Origin of the sequence: Pseudomonas sp. DWP2-2 (assembly GCF_049897065.1) — a bacterium.
GTDB classification, from domain to species: domain Bacteria; phylum Pseudomonadota; class Gammaproteobacteria; order Pseudomonadales; family Pseudomonadaceae; genus Aquipseudomonas; species Aquipseudomonas paracarnis.
On record NZ_JAFCVN010000001.1, the window covers coordinates 227,419 to 245,617 of the forward strand.

At 60.8% G+C, this 18,199-nt stretch carries 18 protein-coding genes and 1 tRNA gene; 3 read left to right on the top strand and 16 right to left on the bottom strand.

Annotation, left to right across the window (positions count from 1 at the left end; translation table 11 throughout):
- From ACP7CZ_RS00860 to ACP7CZ_RS00885, 6 genes are all read right to left on the bottom strand, one after another.
- Nucleotides 1-2,118 carry a TonB-dependent receptor family protein gene (locus ACP7CZ_RS00860; RefSeq protein ID WP_294183438.1) on the bottom strand — a complete coding sequence of 706 codons (2,118 nt, stop codon included), beginning with the start codon at nt 2,116-2,118 and terminating at the stop codon, nt 1-3.
- Nucleotides 2,119-2,248: 130 nt separating this feature from the next.
- Complete coding sequence (locus ACP7CZ_RS00865; RefSeq protein ID WP_054898274.1) at nt 2,249-2,524, bottom strand: hypothetical protein; 276 nt, start codon at nt 2,522-2,524, stop codon at nt 2,249-2,251.
- A gap of 132 nt (nt 2,525-2,656) precedes the next feature.
- Nucleotides 2,657-3,397: a hypothetical protein gene (locus ACP7CZ_RS00870; RefSeq protein WP_294183019.1), complete on the bottom strand. Its 741-nt coding sequence runs from the start codon at nt 3,395-3,397 to the stop codon at nt 2,657-2,659.
- Between the two features lie 151 nt (nt 3,398-3,548).
- The gene (locus ACP7CZ_RS00875; protein WP_083544052.1) at nt 3,549-3,905 is read right to left on the bottom strand and encodes a hypothetical protein; all 357 of its coding nucleotides are present in this window, start codon (nt 3,903-3,905) and stop codon (nt 3,549-3,551) included.
- A gap of 312 nt (nt 3,906-4,217) precedes the next feature.
- Nucleotides 4,218-4,415, bottom strand: coding sequence for a hypothetical protein (locus ACP7CZ_RS00880; RefSeq protein WP_032900739.1), 198 nt, complete (start codon nt 4,413-4,415; stop codon nt 4,218-4,220).
- Between the two features lie 199 nt (nt 4,416-4,614).
- A tRNA-Ser gene (locus tag ACP7CZ_RS00885) sits at nt 4,615-4,705 on the bottom strand.
- 152 nt (nt 4,706-4,857) lie between these two features.
- Between ACP7CZ_RS00885 and ACP7CZ_RS00890 the strand changes: the two genes are divergently transcribed.
- Nucleotides 4,858-5,529 (top strand): Bax inhibitor-1/YccA family protein, encoded by a 672-nt coding sequence (locus tag ACP7CZ_RS00890; protein ID WP_003192030.1) that lies wholly within the window; start codon nt 4,858-4,860, stop codon nt 5,527-5,529.
- Nucleotides 5,530-5,599: 70 nt separating this feature from the next.
- Here the strand turns inward: ACP7CZ_RS00890 and murB are convergent, their stop codons facing one another.
- The 8 genes from murB to ACP7CZ_RS00930 all read right to left on the bottom strand — a co-directional run bounded on the left by murB (nt 5,600) and on the right by ACP7CZ_RS00930 (nt 12,455).
- Nucleotides 5,600-6,619 carry a UDP-N-acetylmuramate dehydrogenase gene (murB, locus tag ACP7CZ_RS00895; RefSeq protein ID WP_294183045.1) on the bottom strand — a complete coding sequence of 340 codons (1,020 nt, stop codon included), beginning with the start codon at nt 6,617-6,619 and terminating at the stop codon, nt 5,600-5,602.
- Nucleotides 6,616-7,080: a low molecular weight protein-tyrosine-phosphatase gene (locus ACP7CZ_RS00900; RefSeq protein ID WP_054917236.1), complete on the bottom strand. Its 465-nt coding sequence runs from the start codon at nt 7,078-7,080 to the stop codon at nt 6,616-6,618. Before ACP7CZ_RS00900 ends, murB begins: the two co-directional genes overlap by 4 nt.
- Nucleotides 7,080-7,844, bottom strand: a complete 765-nt coding sequence (gene kdsB / locus ACP7CZ_RS00905; protein ID WP_054898278.1) for a 3-deoxy-manno-octulosonate cytidylyltransferase — start codon at nt 7,842-7,844, stop codon at nt 7,080-7,082. The genes ACP7CZ_RS00900 and kdsB overlap by 1 nt, the downstream gene beginning before the upstream one ends.
- On the bottom strand, nt 7,841-8,026 hold the full coding sequence (locus ACP7CZ_RS00910; RefSeq protein ID WP_003174668.1) for a Trm112 family protein: 186 nt from the start codon (nt 8,024-8,026) through the stop codon (nt 7,841-7,843). Before ACP7CZ_RS00910 ends, kdsB begins: the two co-directional genes overlap by 4 nt.
- A gap of 24 nt (nt 8,027-8,050) precedes the next feature.
- Entirely contained in the window at nt 8,051-9,061 is a 1,011-nt protein-coding gene (lpxK, locus tag ACP7CZ_RS00915; protein ID WP_181124829.1) for a tetraacyldisaccharide 4'-kinase, read from the bottom strand.
- Nucleotides 9,061-9,489 (bottom strand): ExbD/TolR family protein, encoded by a 429-nt coding sequence (locus ACP7CZ_RS00920; RefSeq protein ID WP_014718877.1) that lies wholly within the window; start codon nt 9,487-9,489, stop codon nt 9,061-9,063. Before ACP7CZ_RS00920 ends, lpxK begins: the two co-directional genes overlap by 1 nt.
- Nucleotides 9,486-10,121, bottom strand: a complete 636-nt coding sequence (locus tag ACP7CZ_RS00925) for a MotA/TolQ/ExbB proton channel family protein (RefSeq protein WP_034128146.1) — start codon at nt 10,119-10,121, stop codon at nt 9,486-9,488. Before ACP7CZ_RS00925 ends, ACP7CZ_RS00920 begins: the two co-directional genes overlap by 4 nt.
- A 108-nt stretch (nt 10,122-10,229) precedes the next feature.
- Complete coding sequence (locus ACP7CZ_RS00930; protein ID WP_294183420.1) at nt 10,230-12,455, bottom strand: DNA internalization-related competence protein ComEC/Rec2; 2,226 nt, start codon at nt 12,453-12,455, stop codon at nt 10,230-10,232.
- A gap of 135 nt (nt 12,456-12,590) precedes the next feature.
- On the opposite strand from ACP7CZ_RS00930, the gene ACP7CZ_RS00935 reads away from it, so the two are divergent.
- Nucleotides 12,591-13,106: a DUF2062 domain-containing protein gene (locus tag ACP7CZ_RS00935; RefSeq protein ID WP_003192045.1), complete on the top strand. Its 516-nt coding sequence runs from the start codon at nt 12,591-12,593 to the stop codon at nt 13,104-13,106.
- 3 nt (nt 13,107-13,109) lie between these two features.
- Here the strand turns inward: ACP7CZ_RS00935 and ACP7CZ_RS00940 are convergent, their stop codons facing one another.
- Entirely contained in the window at nt 13,110-14,468 is a 1,359-nt protein-coding gene (locus ACP7CZ_RS00940; RefSeq protein ID WP_294183422.1) for a sensor histidine kinase, read from the bottom strand.
- Nucleotides 14,455-15,183 carry a response regulator transcription factor gene (locus tag ACP7CZ_RS00945; RefSeq protein ID WP_034127860.1) on the bottom strand — a complete coding sequence of 243 codons (729 nt, stop codon included), beginning with the start codon at nt 15,181-15,183 and terminating at the stop codon, nt 14,455-14,457. Before ACP7CZ_RS00945 ends, ACP7CZ_RS00940 begins: the two co-directional genes overlap by 14 nt.
- A gap of 205 nt (nt 15,184-15,388) precedes the next feature.
- Between ACP7CZ_RS00945 and ACP7CZ_RS00950 the strand changes: the two genes are divergently transcribed.
- The gene (locus ACP7CZ_RS00950; protein WP_426173539.1) at nt 15,389-18,142 is read left to right on the top strand and encodes a response regulator; all 2,754 of its coding nucleotides are present in this window, start codon (nt 15,389-15,391) and stop codon (nt 18,140-18,142) included.
- The last annotated feature ends 57 nt before the right edge of the window (nt 18,143-18,199 follow it).

The window sequence follows — 18,199 nt, forward strand, 5'->3', positions numbered from 1 at the left end:
TTAACGCCAGCTCCAGGAAACGCCGGTGTAGATACCACGCCCATCAGCGGGGGTGGAGCGTGCAGCGTCCATGCCTTTGTCGTCGTAGCCCGGCGTGACGGTGTTGGCGTAACGGCGGTTGGTGAGGTTGCGCAGGTCGACCCAGGCTTGCCAGTCCTGCTTGGGCGCGTCGTAGCCGAAGGTGGCGCCGAGGGTGGTGTAGGCCGCCGCGTAGTAGGAATTGGCGTAGTCCACCGCTACCCGTGATGCATGTTCGGTATTGAGGCTGGTGTAGAAACCCGTCGGGTGGCTGTAGCGCAGTTGCGCCTGGTAGTAGTGCTTGGGAATGCCGGGCAAGGTGTTGTCGCCGAAACGCTCGTCGTCGCGGTAGTGGAAGTCGCTGAAGGTGTAGGCCTGGCGCAGCTCGAGCTTACCGCTGCCGCCGCCGTCCCACAGCGGGCTGAGCAGGCTCAGTTCCACGCCCTGGTGCACGGTGGGGCTGGCGTTGGATTCGGCGATGATAGCGTTGCTGGTGGCAGTCTGGGCCTGGGTCTCTACAGAAAGCAGCTCGTGGCGAACTTCCGAGCGATAGAGCGCCAGGTCCCACTGACCGAGCCAGGCTTCACCGCGCCCGCCGACTTCCAGGGTGGTGGCGGTCTGATTACGCAGCTTCACGCCTTCGCGCTGCAACCCCGTGGCTGCCCCACTGCCCGGGCCAAAGTATTTGTTCGAGCCCCAGATCATCGACCACGCGTGCGGTGGCTCTACCGAGCGGCTCAGGTTGCCGTAGACCTGCAACTGCGGGGTGAAGTCGTAACGCAGGCCAATGCGCGGCGCGTAGTCCCAATCATGCTGACTGAGCGGCGCCTGGCCGTCGGGGTAAGTGACCTGGGTTTCGCGGCGCGTATAGATGGCGGCAAGGCCGGTGGTCAGCCACAGATCCTCCACCAGTTCCAGCTCGTTGCCTACATGCAGCACAGTATCGGAGCCCAGGTAGCTGTAGTCGCGGGTCTTGGTGCCGGGGGCATAAATGGCAGTATTGCCCGCAGGGATGCGGACGTATTCCGACGCGCCATTGTTCGGCATCGCCTGGGTAGTACGCAGGCCGAGAGTGGTGGTGCTGGCATGGCCGAGCAGGCTGTCCTGTCGGATGTAATTCAGGGTGCCGCTGATATCGGTGTAGGCAACTTTGAGGCGGTTGGTGCCTTCGCGCAGGTCCATGGGGTAATCGTGATAGGCCAGCCCGACCTCGACCCGCGCATTATCGTCCAACCGCAAGGTGGTCTTGTTGGCAATCCAGGTAGAGCCCGGTTGCAGGCGCTTTGAATCGCGGGCGGCATTGAGGCTGTTGGCGGCACGCGGATCATGGCTGATCTGGTCACGCGTGAGCCTGCCGGGTGAATCGTTGGTGGTTTCGCGGTAACGCAAGTAGAAGCGCGTTTCCAGGTCCGGATTAAAGCGGTAGCCGAAGTTCGCGGCGATGCCCTTGCCGGTACCAGCGCTTTGGTGCTGATAACCGTCGGACTCCGAATCGGTGAGGCTGATGTAATAGTCGGCGTCCCCCAGCACTTGCCCGGAACTGACTTCACGTTGGGCATAGCCGCGACTGCCGACCTCATAGCGCACCTGTAGCTTGGGCGCGTCCAAGCCGGTGCGGGTGACGTAGTTGACCGCACCGCCCAAGGCCAATGCACCCTGATCGAACCCGTTGGCGCCACGCAGCACCTCTACCCGGCTTTGCCACAGCGGGTCCTTGAGCTCATAGGGCGTGCCGCCTGGGCCGGTAAGCGGCAGGCCGTCGAACATTTCATACAGGCCGGAGGCATGGGCACCGGGGGCGCGGTTCAGGCCCGAGCCACGAATGGACACCTTCACCCCTTCGTTATTGGCCGCCTTGGCGTACACACCGGCCTGGTACTTGAAGACATCCTCGTTGGTGCTGACACGTCCCTGTTGCACGCTGTCCATATCGATGTAATTGGTGCCGCCGGGCACGCTTTTGAGCTGCGCCTGGGCGATTTCTGCGGCACTGGCCTCAGCCGTAGTGACTTCAACCGGCGCCAATTGCAGGCCTTCGGCCTGTACCAGCGAACTGAGGGTCAAGGCGGCAAAAATAAACGGGGGGTGGCGCAGCAGCATTGGGAGCAGGTCCTTGGAATCCGGGAACGTGCCGGGCCGAGCCCACCACGCGAACAGTGATGGGAAGGCAGGCATGCCCGTCAGGTCACTCCTTGATGACGGACAGGGGCGTTTTAAAAACAGGGATGGATCAGGTTTGGTCGTCAGGCGTTGCCAATGCCCGCATCAGGTCATCGGCATCCGACCCCGGCGGAAAGCGGAAGCCATACATTTCGTCAGTGGCGAGAATCTCCCCCAAGGTGTCGCGCAACTGGACCTCCGTGGGCGAGTCACGCAATAACTTATGCGCCGGCAGCAATAACTCGGCAGACACGCCCTGGGCGGTCGCGGCATCGATCACCGCATAGAGGATAAACCGCAAGCGTATTTCGCGATCCGTGGGCCAAACCGTTTTTCGTTTACCCAAGGGAGGGCCTCGTGTTTAAGAAAAATCCGAGGCTATTGCCCGCAGGCAAGCCTTTCAAGCCGCCGGAGGCAAGATAGGCCGCTTCCTACAGCCGAAAGGGAAACACCGCACCAATTGGTCGATGCGATGGCCTTACTGCACCGGTAGGAAGTTCATCAGCAACAGACTTTGTGCGTAATTGAGGCCAATGCGCCGGTAGCGCTCATCAAGGATTTGGGTCAGCAGGTCCAAACGCGCGACGATCTTGCCGAACTCAACGGCAAAACTGAGGTTACTGCCCTCCTCTGATATCTCGTTGGAAAACAACAGCAGCACGCCGTTGGCATCCTGACGCTGACTGAGCAGCCAGGTGGCCTTTTCGATATTGCGCGCCGCATTGCTGACAAACTGCGGATTGATCGAGTCAGTCACATAAAACTGCGTACGCCCGCCGTGAGCGGTCACGAGCATGCTGCCAATCGCGTAGATGAACGCGCCGACGCGGTCGCCGCGAAAGTCAGGGCTCAAGGAATAACTCAGGGCAGCCAGGTCACTACGATCTCCCAGTGCGGGCAAGGGACGGCGATTTTCGATGGCCTGACGGATTTGCCGGGCGGCGGTCACTGCCTCCGGATAGCCCGATTGACGCCACTGGTTGGGGTTGCGCAGGTAGAGCTTGCTCATCAGCAAGTAGAGGCTTTGCAGGTTGTCACGCATCCCCAGGGTGGCCATGCGGTCGACGCTGGTCTGGAAGAATTCATCGGGCTTGCCATCGCTGAACTGCCTGGCGATATCGCGACCCTGTTGTTGGCTGCAACCTGCGGCACACAGCGTTAATATCGCAGCCAGCAGCAGCGGCCATCGGGAGGTGGAAACAGTTGACGTTCGATCCATCGGCACCGGGTCTGATTCTGTTGGCCACCCGTGGGAGTCGGGTGGCTGGGACAGGGTAGATCAGCAGAATGGAAAAAAGTGCAGCGGTGCGGGTCAGATCAGCATCGGACTACAGACGCTGATCTGACCCGACACTTGATTCCCCGGCGTGCTAGAGCACTACCGTCGCAAGCATCCCCAAGGCGCCCAGGCAGAACCCGATCAACGCGCCCCGCCCTGGAGCTTCATGAAACAGCGCCCAGACCACCACAGGCTCCAGAAGCAATAACGAAGTGACCGAGACTACCGTGACAATCCAGATATCACCGACAACCACAAACCCCAGCCAATAGGCGCCCAGCAGGCAAAGCCCGGCAAAACACATCAAGACCACGGGAAGTACAAAGACCTCCCAGGAACCACTGCCGGCCTGGGCCAACTTGGCGGTCACCACCTCACTGTAGATTGCACAAAACTCACCGACCACCATCAACCCTAGAGCAAAAACTCCGAGTAATTCTTTGGACATATCAAAAACTCCTTCGTATTCAGCGCACTGTTTTTCAGCTCCCAGTCGGCAGTGCTGCAGCCGTCGTGAGCGTCGTTGCCTTGATACGAAGGGTTCTTGAAAAGGCCCGAATTACCGAAATGCTTGTCCATGCTCATGTCCTTCAAAGGGTTGAGGCTCAGCGATCCAATACAGTGCGTGCTGATCATAGAGGCATCGTGAAGCCATTCACAATTATGCGATGCCAATACTTAAGGATTACGGTTAATTAAATGCGCCGAAAACCGCAATAAAAACCCGGCGCTGGGCCGGGTTTCATTGATCGGGAGGTCTTCAGGTAGCGGGGTGCTCACTTGCTACGGAGTCCGCCGCGTCTACATCCGACATGTCCTCCTCGATCGGGGCCTCGTCATCCGGGGGTAGCGGGATATCGTCCTCATCGCGCCTCGGGTCATGCCCCGTCTCATTATCGGTGTTACGAGTAACCGCTTGCTGGGAAATGTTGCCTGGGGCTTTCTCGTTGATTTCCATGCTGGCTCTCCGTGTATCGCTCGGGATATCCGTGCTTAAGATTGAGAGGTAGCAACGGATGGAGAGTGCCGGATGTTAGACGAATGGTGGTTCGTCTTTGAAAGGTATGAATGCGAAAAACAGCGTTTATTTGATTATCAGCACACCCAAACCCCAGAAACGCAAAAGCCCCGCTTTCGCGAGGCTTTCGTGTAAATCTTGGCGGGAAACCAGGGATTCGAACCCTGGAGACGCTATTAACGTCCGCCGGTTTTCAAGACCGGTGCATTCAACCACTCTGCCAATTTCCCTTGTGCATCACGGGATTATAGTAGCCCATCCCGTGTCAGCGGGCGCCATAATACCCGAATGAAACACACTGTCAAACTCTCTGCATCGCTTGTTACAAGGCGTCTGTTATGATCTTTGCGACTGAACGTTTCAAAACTGAAGGAGTGTCGCCATGCGCGAACAGAATTACGCAGTGAATGGCAACGCGCAGGCTGAGCAGCTTGAAGTCAGCCGCGTGTTGCGCAACACCTACGGCTTGCTCGCCCTTACCCTCGCATTCAGCGGCGTGATGGCTTACGTGGCCCAGCAGATGCGCGTCGGCTACCCGAATATCTTTGTCGTGTTGATCGGCTTCTATGGTCTGTTCTTCCTGACCAACAAGCTGCGTGACTCGGCCTGGGGCCTGGTGTCGGCGTTTGCCTTGACCGGTTTCATGGGTTTTATCCTCGGCCCGATCCTCAACCGCTACCTGGGCATGGCCGGCGGCGCGGAAGTGGTCAGTTCGGCGTTTGCCATGACGGCCCTGGTGTTTGGTGGTCTGTCGGCCTACGTGCTGATCAGCCGTAAGGACATGAGCTTCCTGGGTGGCTTCATCACCGCAGGTTTCTTCGTACTGCTGGCGGCGGTGGTGGCCAGCATGTTCTTCCAGATCAGCGGCCTGCAACTGGCGATCAGCGCGGGTTTTGTGCTGTTTTCCTCGGTGTGCATCCTGTTCCAGACCAGCGCCATCATCCACGGCGGTGAGCGTAACTACATCATGGCGACCATCAGCCTTTATGTATCGATCTACAACCTGTTCATCAGCCTGTTGCAGATCTTCGGCATCATGAGCCGCGATGACTGATCAATCGCAGCAATAAAAATGCCCCGTATCGCAAGATACGGGGCATTTTCATTTTCAGAGCAGATAAAGCTCAGTACTGATTGGGTTCCATTTCCAGCTCGACCTTGAAGCGCTTGAAGATATCTTGCTGGATGCGTAGCGCAAGCTGGGCAATCTCTTGCCCGGTGGCGGTGCCGTAGTTGACCAGTACCAGCGCTTGCATCTTGTGCACGCCCGCATCGCCCTCCCGGAACCCCTTCCAACCGGCCTTGTCGATCAGCCAGCCGGCGGCGAGTTTCATTTGGCCGTCTGCCTGAGGGTAGGCCACCAGGTCCGGATACTGGCTTTGCAGTTCAATCGCCAGGGCCTGGGACACCAGTGGGTTCTTGAAGAAGCTGCCCGCATTGCCCAGCTCTGCCGGGTCTGGCAGTTTCTCGCGGCGAATGCTGCAGATCGCGCGGCTCACATCGCTTGGCGTGGCGTGGGTAACACCCTGCGCGACCAGGCGCTGTTGCACCGGGCCGTAGTCGAGTTTCAGGTGAGTGGCACGGCTGAGGGAAAAGCGTACCCGCAGGATCAGCCAACGCCCGACTTCGTGCTTGAACAGGCTGTCACGGTAGGCGAACTTGCATTCGTCGAGGCTGAAGTCCCGCAGCTCGCCCGTCTGGCGATCCAGGGCAGTGAGGCCGGCGAAGACATCCTTGATCTCTACGCCATAGGCGCCGATGTTTTGCATCGGCGCGGCACCGACAGTGCCGGGGATCAGGCTGAGGTTTTCCAGGCCGCAAAAGCCGTGTTCAAGGGTCCACAACACGAACGGATGCCAGGCTTCTCCCGCTTCGGCTTCGACCACCACGTGCGTGCCATCATCGCTCAGCACACGAATGCCTTGGGTCGCCATACGCAACACCAGCGCCGGAACGTCCTGGGTCAGCAGCAAATTGCTGCCGCCACCGATCACCAGCAACGGCACCGCATGTGCGGCGGCATAGGCGATGGCCTCGCGCACGTCAGCATCACTGTGGGCCTCGGCAAATAATTGCGCGCTCACATCAATGGCAAAGCTGTTGAATGGCTTGAGCGATACCTGCGCACGCACTTGCAAGGTCATAACCGCCCCTTCAATTCGATCACCAATAAGTCACAGGCGCGCTCGATCAGGTCAAGGACCCGTTCGAAACCTTGCTCACCTTCATAGTAAGGGTCTGGCACCTCGTCCACTTCGCCATCAAAGCGACGCAGGAACAAATCCAGCTCCGCCTTGCCCTGCCCTGGCTGCATGGCTTTGAGGTTGCGCAGGTTACTGTTGTCCATGGCCAGGATCAGGTCATAGCGGGCAAAATCAGCACGGGAAACCTGCTGGGCACGCTGGCCCGACAAGTCATAGCCGCGCGCCAGCGCCGCACGCTGGCTGCGCTGGTCCGGCGGGTTGCCAATATGCCATTCTCCGGTGCCAGCAGACGCCACCTCAACCTGGCCAGCCAAGCCTGCTTCACGCAACTTATGGCGCAAGATGCCTTCAGCGGTTGGCGAGCGGCAGATATTGCCCAGGCATACAAACAGAACTTCCATCAGGCGCCCAGCAGGCGACGGACGCGTTCGAGGTCTTCCTGGGTATCGACACCCGCTGGCGGTGCTTCCAACGCATCGCCCACGTGGATACGCACGCCGTGCCACAGGGCACGCAGTTGTTCCAGGGACTCGGTATTCTCGAGCCAGCACGGGCCCCAACTGACGAAGTCGTGCAGGAAACCGGCGCGGTAGGCATAGATGCCGATATGGCGGCGATATGGCACGCCCTCCGGCAACACGTCGCGATTCTTGGCAAAGGCATCCCGCGCCCACGGCAAAGTGGAGCGACTGAACGTCAGTGCCAGGCCGTTGATGTCGCTGACCACTTTCACCACGTTCGGGTTGAACAGCGTCTCGATGTCTTCGATCGGTTCGGCCAGGGTCGCCATACGCGCCTCGCCATGGGCCGCGAGGTTGGCAGCGACCTGATCGATGACACCCGGCGGTATCAATGGCTCGTCGCCTTGCACGTTCACTACAATCGCGTCGGGTGCCAGACCCAGCTGAGTGGCGACTTCGGCCAGGCGATCAGTACCGGAGTTATGGTCTTCGCGGGTCAGGACCGCTTCGGCACCAAAGCCTTTGCACGCCTCGATGATACGCGGGTCATCGGTAGCCACCACCACCCGTTCGGCGCTGCTCTTGCACGCTTGCTCCCACACCAGCTGGATCATCGGCTTGGTGCCGATCATTTGCAACGGTTTGCCCGGCAGACGGGTCGAGGCATAGCGCGAGGGAATGACAACGGTAAAGGCGGTGGTCATTTATCCAGGCGCTCATCGGTGGTCAGGGTGCGGGCTTCGCTTTCGAGCATGACCGGGATGCCATCGCGGATAGGGTAAGCCAGGCCGGCACCTTTGCTGATCAGCTCGGTTTTGTCGGCGCTGAGCTTGAGCGGGCCTTTGCAGATCGGGCAAGCGAGGATATCGAGCAGTTTGGTGTCCATGAGTGTTTCCTGGAAAAAAGCGTTTTAAGGCAAAAGACGGTTGGGCAACAGACGCATCAACTGCGTGTCGAACCAGGCGACGAACGCCGGCGACGGTACCGCATCCACCGCAAGGTACCACCAGTCGGGCTGGGCAAAGGCGCGGCACTTCACCGCGTCCTTTTCGGTCATGACCAGCGGCAATGACGGGGTAAAATTCAAGACCTCGGCGCTGTAGGGCGCGTGATCGGCAAAAGCATGGGGTATCGCCTGCCAGTGTAGCGTTTCAAGGGTATTGAAGAAACGTTGCGGATTGCCTATTCCGGCCACCGCATGCACCTGCTGGCCCTGCGGAAAATAGGTGACCGGCTGGCGCTCGCCGCTGTGCAGGTTGACCAGCGCTGTGGGCTGCAGGCGGAAGGCAAAGCCATTTTCACGGTCTGTAACGGCACCGTTATAAAGCACCCCGTCCACGCTCTGCAGGCGCTCCACCGGTTCGCGCAACGGCCCGGCAGGCAGGCACCGGCGGTTACCGAGGCCACGGGCGGCATCGATCAGCACCAGTTCAAGATCGCGGGCCAGGCGGTAGTGCTGCAGGCCGTCATCGGAGAGGATCAGGTCCAGGGGCTCGCAGGCCAGCAGGGCCTTTACCGCACGACTGCGATCAGGATCGATCATCAGCGGTACACCGCTGCGCTGCACGATCAGCAAGGGTTCATCACCGGCCACCTCGGCACTGTGGCCGGCCTCGACCCGCCACGGCAACTGCGGCGGCTTGGCACCGTAGCCTCGACTGACCACTCCTACGCGCAAGCCGCTACGTCGGCAGTGCTCGATCAACCACAGGATCAAAGGCGTCTTGCCGGTGCCTCCCACTGTAATATTGCCCACCACGATCACGGGCACAGACGACTGATAAATCTCGCCCTCGCCCGCCACGAAGCGCGCACGCTTACGTTGAACCACGCAGCGATACAGCGATTCCAGCGGTCGCAGCAACATTAGTGCTGGATGACCTTCGTACCATGCCTTGAGTAAACGGTCGGAGATGGCCATCAGGGCGGGCTCGCCGCCTCGACGGTGGTCATGCGCAAATGGCTGAAACCGAGCTTGCCGGCAGCGTCCATGGCGGTGATCACGGCCTGGTGCGGGGTTTTGCCATCAGCGCTGATGGACAGCGGCAACTGAGTGTCGCCACCAGACTCCTTCTGCAACGCCTCCATCAGGCTGGCAAGGTCATTTTTCTCCAGCAACTGGTTATTCACCGAAAACACCCCTTCGGCGCTGATAGCGATGTCCAGTTGCTTGACTTGCTGGTCTTCGGCAGGCGAGCCACTCACCGCTTCAGGCAGGTCGACACGCAACTGGGTTTCGCGGGTGAAGGTAGTTGTCACGACAAAAAACAGCAGCAGGATGAACACCACATCGATCAACGACGCGAGGTTGATATCAACATTTTCCCGTTGCTTGCGGCGAAATTTCACGCTTTGCCCTCGACCAGGTCTACATCACGGTCGCCCTGCACCACCTCCACCAGCTTGATGGCTTCCTGCTCCATGCCGACCACCAGTTCATCAATGCGACGCAGCAGGAAACGGTGGAAGAAGACCGAAGGGATACCCACCATCAGGCCAGCTGCAGTGGTGATCAACGCCTTGGAGATCCCCCCGGCCAGGACCGCTGCGTTGGTGGTCATGCCCGAGCCTGTGAACGAGCTGAAGATATCGATCATGCCGAGTACTGTGCCGAGCAAACCGAGCAACGGCGCCATGGCGGCGATGGTGCCAAGGGCGTTGATGTAGCGTTCCAGTTCATGGATGACCCGGGCGGCCGCCTCTTCAATGCACTCCTTCATGATCTCGCGACCATGCTTGGAATTGGCCAGACCGGCGGCGAGGATTTCACCCAGCGGCGAATTGGCGCGCAGCTCCTTGAGTTTCTGCTTGTCGAGCTGCTTGTTCTTGATCCAGCCCCAGACCTGCCCCAGCAGATGCTCGGGGGTGACGCGACTGGCGCGCAGGGTCCACAGGCGTTCGGCAACGATGCCGAGTGCAGCGATGGAACTCAGAATGATCGGCAACATCATCCAGCCGCCGGATTTGACCAATTCCCACACAGTGAATGCCCCCTCGAAAAAGTGCGCCACTTTAACATATAGGTTCGACAGCGGGGTTCGTCGGCTACACACCCGCCTGTTGCGGCTCGGGTCTTTGGTAACACGCGATTACGGTAACGGTTCGCGCCAGAAACGGCGTTGACTGCGCGCAACCATCGGTGGCAGAAACGCCCCCAGGCGCAGGCGTACGGCACCCTGCTCGGCGCTGTCGTAAACCCGGCTGCCCAGCACGTGGTAGCGCTCCAGGACCTGCGGATGGGGATGACCGAACGTATTGCTGCGCCCGCGGGAAATCAACACCGATGTGGGCGCCAACCGCTGCAGGAACGGCCAGGATGACGAACTGCGGCTGCCATGGTGCGGGGCTTGCAGCCAGTCGGTCTGGACCGCCAGCGAAGAGGCCAGAAAAGCCTGTTCGGCGGCGCGATCAATGTCACCGGTGAGCAGCAGGCGTTCTCCATTGGCCTCAACCTGCAACACACAAGACCTCGGATTGCCATCAAGCCCATCAGCCCACTGCCACAATTGAAATGACACACCCTCCCATTCCCATCGTTCGCCGCTGGTACAGGGTTGGGTGGCAAGAAAGTCTGGCAAACCTTCGGTTTCACCGCCCACTACACGCTTGACGGGCACCCCCCGAGCCACCGCCGCCGCACCCCCCGCGTGATCGGCATCGGCATGGCTGAGCAGCATCATGTCCAACTGGGCTACCCCGAGCTTTTTCAACGACGGCAACACGACGCGCGCGCCCAGGTCGACAGGCCCCGAGCGCGGCCCGGCATCGTAGAGCAACGTATGATGACGGGTGCGCAGGATCAGTGCCTGCCCCTGGCCGACGTCCAGTTGCACTACATCTACCTGCCCGTGGGGCACCCACTCCCTGGGCGCAAATACAGCCATCAACAGCATGGGCCAGCCCAGCACCCGGAACGGCAACCCCTTGGGCAGCAACAAAATCACCGCGCCAGCCAGGCTAACCAACCAATACCCCAAAGGTACCTCGGCGGGTACCCAGGCCGGCAATTGCGCGGCCAGCAACCCCAGGCCTTTAAACAATCCGTCCAGCGCACCGCCGGCCAGCCACAGCAACCCCTCCCCAGCCAGCGGCACCCACAGCAGCGCCGTGCCCAGCAGCGCCAAAGGCAGCACTACCAGGCTGATCCAAGGCACGGCAAGGAGATTGGCCACAGGTGCGCTGAGGCTGATGGGCAAACCCAGCACCAACAACACTGGAAACAAACCAATGGCAATCAGCCACTGGGGTCGGGTCCACACCTGCCAGGCGCTCCAGGGCCCCAGGCGCCCGCCGAACGCCAACAGCAACACCGCGACCGCCGCAAACGACAACCAGAACCCTACCTGCAGGCTGGCCAAGGGCTCCAGTACCAGCACGCCGTTCAGTGCCAGCAGCAACGGCCACCACACGCCCAAATGGCGGAAACGCAGACGCCACAGCAGCACCAGGCCAACCATCATGCAGGCCCGTTGCACCGGCACGCCGAACCCGGCCAGCAGCCCATAACCCAACGCCGCGCCAAATGCCAGACCGCACGCCCACGGCAGCCACGGCCAGGTTCGGGGCCAGCAACCATAACGCGCCAGCATCGCGACCAAGCCGTAGATCAACCCCGCCAGCAAGCCGATGTGCTGCCCGGAAATCACCAGCAGATGCACCGTGCCCGTGTCCTGCAACACCTGCCAATCCTCAGGCGCCAGGCCGGAACCGTCGCCCAATACCAGCGCCGCCAAGCCCGCCTCGCGGCCTTGGGCATCCACCGCCATCAGGCGCTGGCGCACAGCATCGCGCCAGGCATTGCGGGCCGGTGCGAGACGCTCACCGTCTTTTACCGTTGCAGTAGCACCGATACGCTGGGCCAGCAGCCAGGCTTCATGGTCGACCCCATGGAAATTGAGCAGGCCCGCAGGCCGCTTGAGTGTCAACGCCAGACGCCAGCGTTCACCGCTGTTCACCACTGGCCCGCCGTGCCAGGACACGCGGATACGTTTGGGCAGCCGAATCTTGCGCGACCGGCCGTCGGCCAGTTCAAAGCGCACGCCCGTACCAGTCTGCTGAGGCAAGCCCACCACACGCCCCTCCACCCAGCGAGTCTGCCCGTCCAGGGCCGGCTGCAGCCGATCATCCAGCGCCCGCTGCGCGCTGAGACAGGCCCAACTCAAGCCCACCAGAAAGAACGCCACGGGATAGGACCGAAAAGGCAACAGTATCAAGGCCAGCACGAGCATTGCCGACAACCCGGCGCCAGGCGGCAACACCGGTAACCACCGCAACGCCAGCAACCCCAGCGCCAACGCCAACATCCCTGTTTTCATGGATCATCCTTTTCCAGTGATCCACTCAGTCTTAGCCGGCTGAACGACAGCGCCTATGATGTTTTGTCACAAAGTCTGAATTTTCTGTTTATAGAATCCGGGCATACTTGCCCCTCGAATTGACCTGGACCCCTTATGCCCCGGCGCTTATTCAAACGGTACATGCCCGATCCCAGCAGTATCAGGGAACACAAGTCATTACAGTTTCTTGGCACGCTGCTGCATGACCCCAACCTCTGGCACCTGAACCGGCACTCAGTGGCTCGCGCCATGGCGGTGGGTTTATTTGCGGCGTTTATCCCGATTCCATTGCAGATGTTGCTTGCCGCGGTCCTGGCGATTTCGGTGCGCGGCAATATGCCTATCGCCATCAGCCTGGTGTGGTTGACCAACCCCATCACCATGCCGGTGGTGTTCATCTGTACCTATATGACCGGCGCCTGGCTGATGAATGTGCCGCCACGCAGCTTGCCCGATAACCTTACGTGGGAATGGATCAGCGGCCAGTTGAGCACTCTTTGGCAGCCATTCCTGCTGGGTTCGGTGGTATTGGGGGTGGTATTGGGCGCCTTGGCTTATTGCCTGACCATGGCGTACTGGCGCTGGTGGGTGGCGCACCAGTGGAAAAAACGCAAACTGCGCCGGCGCTGAGCGCTAACGGGCCAGCAAACGCAAATGCACCCGCAGACCCCGCCCGGTATTTTCCGCCCATAAGCGGCCGCCCTGGCGCTGCACGGCGTTGCGGGCAATGCTCAGGCCCAGGCCGAAACCGCCATCGCCGGGCCGCGAGCCGTCCAGGCGGGTAAAGGGCGCGAAGATGCGCTCCAGATCATCCTCAGCAATCCCGGCCCCCTGATCCTGCAGCCAGATATGCCAATAGCCCCCCTCCCGACATCCGTCGAGTTGCACGCAGCCGTCGTGGGGCGAGTGGCGTATGGCGTTGCGCAGGATATTTTCCAAGGCCTGGGCCAGTGCATTGAGGTTGCCACGCACCCAACTGTCCGCGGGTAACAGGCACGGCAAGCGCGATGCGGACCAACCGCTTTCAAAACAAGCATTCTCGCGCAATATGTCCCACAAGGCCTGGAGCTGAATATCTTCCTGGGGCAACGGTGTAGTTTCGCTGTCGAGCCAGGCCAGTTGCAGGCTGTCTTCCACCAGGCGCTGCATGGCGTCGATTTCCCGACCCAGGCGCTCGCGCAGCTTGGCCAGGTCTTGCTCGCTGTCGCAGGCTACCCGCAGGCGGCTCAAGGGTGTGCGCAGTTCATGGGACATATCGCGCAGCAACTGCTGCTGCAAACGCACGGTGCCCTGCAAGCGTTCGGACATATGGTCAAAGGCGCGGCCCAGCTCGCCCAGTTCGTCCTGGCGGCTGGTGGCATCCAGGGACATCCGCGTATTGAGCTGGTCCGCACGCCAGGCATTGGCCTGCTCGCGCAATTGATTGAGGGGCATGATCAACAGCCGGTAAAGGCCGATGCATAGCAAGAGGGTAAACAGACCTGGGATCACACCATTGGTGACCACCCGCCAGAACAGTTGATAGCGCCCAGGCATAAAGCGCTGCGGCAGCTCGATCACCAGCGACCCCGCGCTAGGATCGACCGGAAACGGTACTTTCATCCAGGGCAAACCAATGACATGCCGGCTGACCGGCCAATCCAATCCACGCAAAAACGTCAGGCGCTGGCTTTCCTTGTCACTCAAGGGCGTGCTGCCCAGGGACTGCAGGTCGTTACCGATCACCCCTACCCAAGTGCTTTCGCGCTCGGCCATCCGCTGCAGCCAGGCATCTACGCCCGCGCTGCCTTGCGTGCTCCACGCCAGTTCGGCACCCGCGGCATAGCCATTGAGAATCTCCCGCGACTTGTCGGACAGATACGCGCTCTGCTGTTCCATATAGCGGCCCCACGACCAACTGAGCCAAATCATCAGCAAACAGAAGGCGATCAACAGGCAGGCCAGCTTCCAGAACAACGAGTGCTTGCCGGGCAGTCGCTCAAAGCCCTTCATCGTGACCGCTCAGCACGTAGCCCTTGCCCCATACGGTGCGTACTTCACGCTCGATGTAACCGATGGCCTTGAGCTTGCGGCGGATCTGGCTGACATGCATGTCGAGGCTGCGGTCATGGGGCGCATAACCGCGCTGCAACACCTGCTGATACAGGAAGGCTTTGCTGAGGACTTCTTCGGCGTTGCGGTGCAGGGTTTCCAGCAGGCGGTATTCGCTGCGCGTGAGCGCGGCCCACTGGTCCTGGCAGGACACATCGCAGCGTTCATCATCAAAGTGCAGCACCCGGGCATCTTCAAGTGCCGGGGCGCGCGTCGGCTCGGGCCGGCGATCCAGGGCAACGCGGCGCAGGATCGCTTCAATACGCACGCACAGTTCAACCATGCTGAACGGCTTGGGCAAATAGTCGTCCGCGCCCAGGCGAAAACCGCTGATACGGTCGGCTTCAGCGCCCAGGGCTGACATCAGGATCACGGGCATGGCGTGGCTCTGGCGCAAATGAGTGAGGATCGACAAACCGTCCAGCCCCGGCAGCAGAATATCCATCAGCACCAGGTCGAAGGCCTGGGCGCGGGCCAGTTGCAGGCCCTGCTGGCCGTTCTGGCACCAGGTCACCTGGAAACCACTGCGGCCCAGTTGCTCGTGCACGTAGGCGCCCAACACAGGGTCATCTTCGATGGTCAGGATACTGGGTAGGCCAACTGCTGCGGGAGTCATTAGCGTCTGCAAGTCATTCTCAATCACTGATTATTCAAGATTAAACGTTCACAGGCAATCGCCACCCGGCGCCGAATGGCCCGAAGATTGCCGCATGTCATTAATTTGCAAGATTCCAGGCCGCGCAAATGGCTACACTGCGCAGGTGGCGCTGGCCGGATGCCGGCGTGGATGATTGATAACAACGTGGTAGCAGGAGAGTGGCGTGCTTAGAAGAATGGGGATAAAAGGCCGCGTACTGTTGCTGACCTTATTACCGACCAGCCTGATGGCGCTGTTGTTGGGCGGCTATTTCACCTGGATGCAGCTGTCGGAGTTGCAGACCCAGCTACTGCAACGCGGCGAAATGATCGCCGAGCAATTGGCACCGCTGGTGGCCCCAGCCATGGGCCACAAGGACACCGACCTGCTGGAGCGTATCGCCACCCAGTCCCTGGAACAGCCGGATGTGCGCGCCGTGTCGTTCCTGGCGCCAGACCGCGCGTCCCTGGCCCACGCCGGCCCGACCATGCTCAACCAGCCACCCACCGGCAACAGCTCGCAACTGTTACAGCGTTCCGGCAACGACGCCACCCGCTATCTACTGCCGGTGTTTGGCCGCCATCGCAACCTGGCGGGCGAATTGATTCCCGATGAGGCCGACCGCCTGCTGGGTTGGGTGGAAGTCGAGCTGTCCCACAATGGCATGCTGTTGCGCGGCTATCGCAGCCTGTTCGCCAGCCTTCTGCTGATCGCCATCGGCCTGATGTGCACCGCCGCCCTCGCCCTGCGTATCAGCCGTACCATCAATTCGCCGATTGGCCAGCTCAAGCAAGCGGTGGCGCAGCTCAAGGACGGCAACCTGGAAACACGCTTGCCACCCTTGGGCAGCCAGGAATTGGACCAACTCGCGTCTGGCATCAACCGCATGGCCGAAACCCTGCAAAATGCCCAGGAAGAGCTGCAACACAGCATCGACCAGGCCACCGAAGACGTGCGCCAGAACCTGGAAACCATCGAGATCCAGAACATCGAGCTGGACCTGGCACGCAAGGAAGCCCTGGAAGCCAGCCGTATCAAGTCGGAGTTCCTGGCCAACATGAGCCATGAGATCCGCACACCGCTCAACGGCATCCTCGGTTTTACTCACTTGCTGCAAAAAAGCGAATTATCACCGCGCCAGCTGGATTACCTGGGCACTATCGAAAAATCTGCGGATAACCTGCTGGGCATCATCAACGAAATCCTCGATTTCTCGAAGATTGAAGCCGGAAAACTGGTGCTCGACAGCGTGCCTTTCAACCTGCGCGACTTGCTGCAAGACACCTTGACCATCCTCGCCCCCGCCGCGCATGCCAAGCAGCTCGAACTGGTAAGCCTGGTGTACCGCGACACGCCCCTGGCGTTGGTGGGCGACCCGCTGCGGCTCAAGCAGATCCTGACCAACCTGATCAGCAATGCGATCAAGTTCACCCGCGAAGGCACCATTGTGGCCCGGGCAATGATCGAGGACGAGCAGGAAGACAGCGTGCAATTGCGCATCAGCGTGCAAGACACCGGCATTGGCCTGTCCAACCAGGATGTGCGCGCCCTGTTCCAGGCATTCAGCCAGGCCGACAATTCGCTGTCGCGCCAGCCCGGCGGTACCGGTTTGGGCCTGGTGATTTCCAAGCGGTTGATCGAGCAGATGGGCGGCGAAATCGGCGTCGACAGCACGCCGGGTGAAGGTTCGGAATTCTGGATCAGCCTGAACCTGCCCAAAACCCGTGACGACGTCGAAGACCTGCCCGCCGCGCCGCTATTGGGGCGTCGTGTGGCCGTGCTGGAAAACCACGAACTGGCGCGCCAGGCCCTGCAACATCAATTGGAAGACTGCGGCCTGGAAGTCACGCCGTTCAATACCCTGGAAAGCCTGACCAACGGCATCACCAGTGCCCACCAGACCGAACAGGCCATCAGCCTGGCGGTGCTCGGCGTCACCGCCAACGACATTCCGCCCGAACGCCTCAATCAACACCTGTGGGACCTGGAACACCTGGGCTGCAAGGTGCTGGTGCTGTGCCCGACCACCGAACAGATGCTGTTCAACCAATCGGTGCCCAACCCCAACAGCCAATTGCAGGCCAAGCCTGCCTGTACCCGCAAGCTGCGCCGCTCCCTGGCCGACCTGATCAGCCCGCGCCCTTCACGCAGCGAACCCGGTGAGCCGTTGTCCAGCCGTGCGCCTCGAGTACTGTGCGTGGACGACAACCCGGCCAACCTGTTGCTGGTGCAAACCCTGTTGGAAGACATGGGCGCCAAGGTGCAGGCGGTGGAGAGCGGTTACGCGGCCGTCGACGCCGTGAAGCAGGAAACTTTCGATTTGGTGTTGATGGACGTGCAAATGCCCGGCATGGATGGCCGCCAGAGCACCGAGGCGATCCGCCAGTGGGAAAGCGAGCGCCACGGCACGCCGCTGCCGGTGGTGGCCCTCACGGCCCACGCCATGGCCAACGAAAAACGCGCTCTGCTGCAAAGCGGCATGGACGACTACTTGACCAAACCCATCAGCGAACGGCAGTTGGCCCAGGTGGTATTGAAATGGACCGGCCTGGCGCTGCGTAACCAAGGCCCGGAGCGTACCCACGAAGGCGCGGCCCAGGGCGTGCAACTCTTGGTACTCGATCACGAAGAAGGCCTGCGCCTGGCCGCCAACAAGGCCGACCTGGCCGCTGATATGCTCGCCATGCTACTGGCCTCCCTGGAGGCTGATCGCCTGGCAATTACCCACGCCCGCGAAGCCAATGACAACCACGCCTTGATCGAGCGCGTGCACCGTTTGCACGGCGCCACCCGCTACTGTGGTGTTCCGCAATTACGAGCAGCCTGCCAACGCGCCGAAACCCTGCTCAAGCAGGATGACGCCAAGGCCACGGCCGCGCTGGACGAACTGGACATGGCGATTGCACGGCTGGCCAGTGAAGCCAGAGTGAGTGCCTGACCCTGTTTCATGGGCAACGAATCAACAATGTGGAAGGGGGCTTGCCCTAATGCCAGC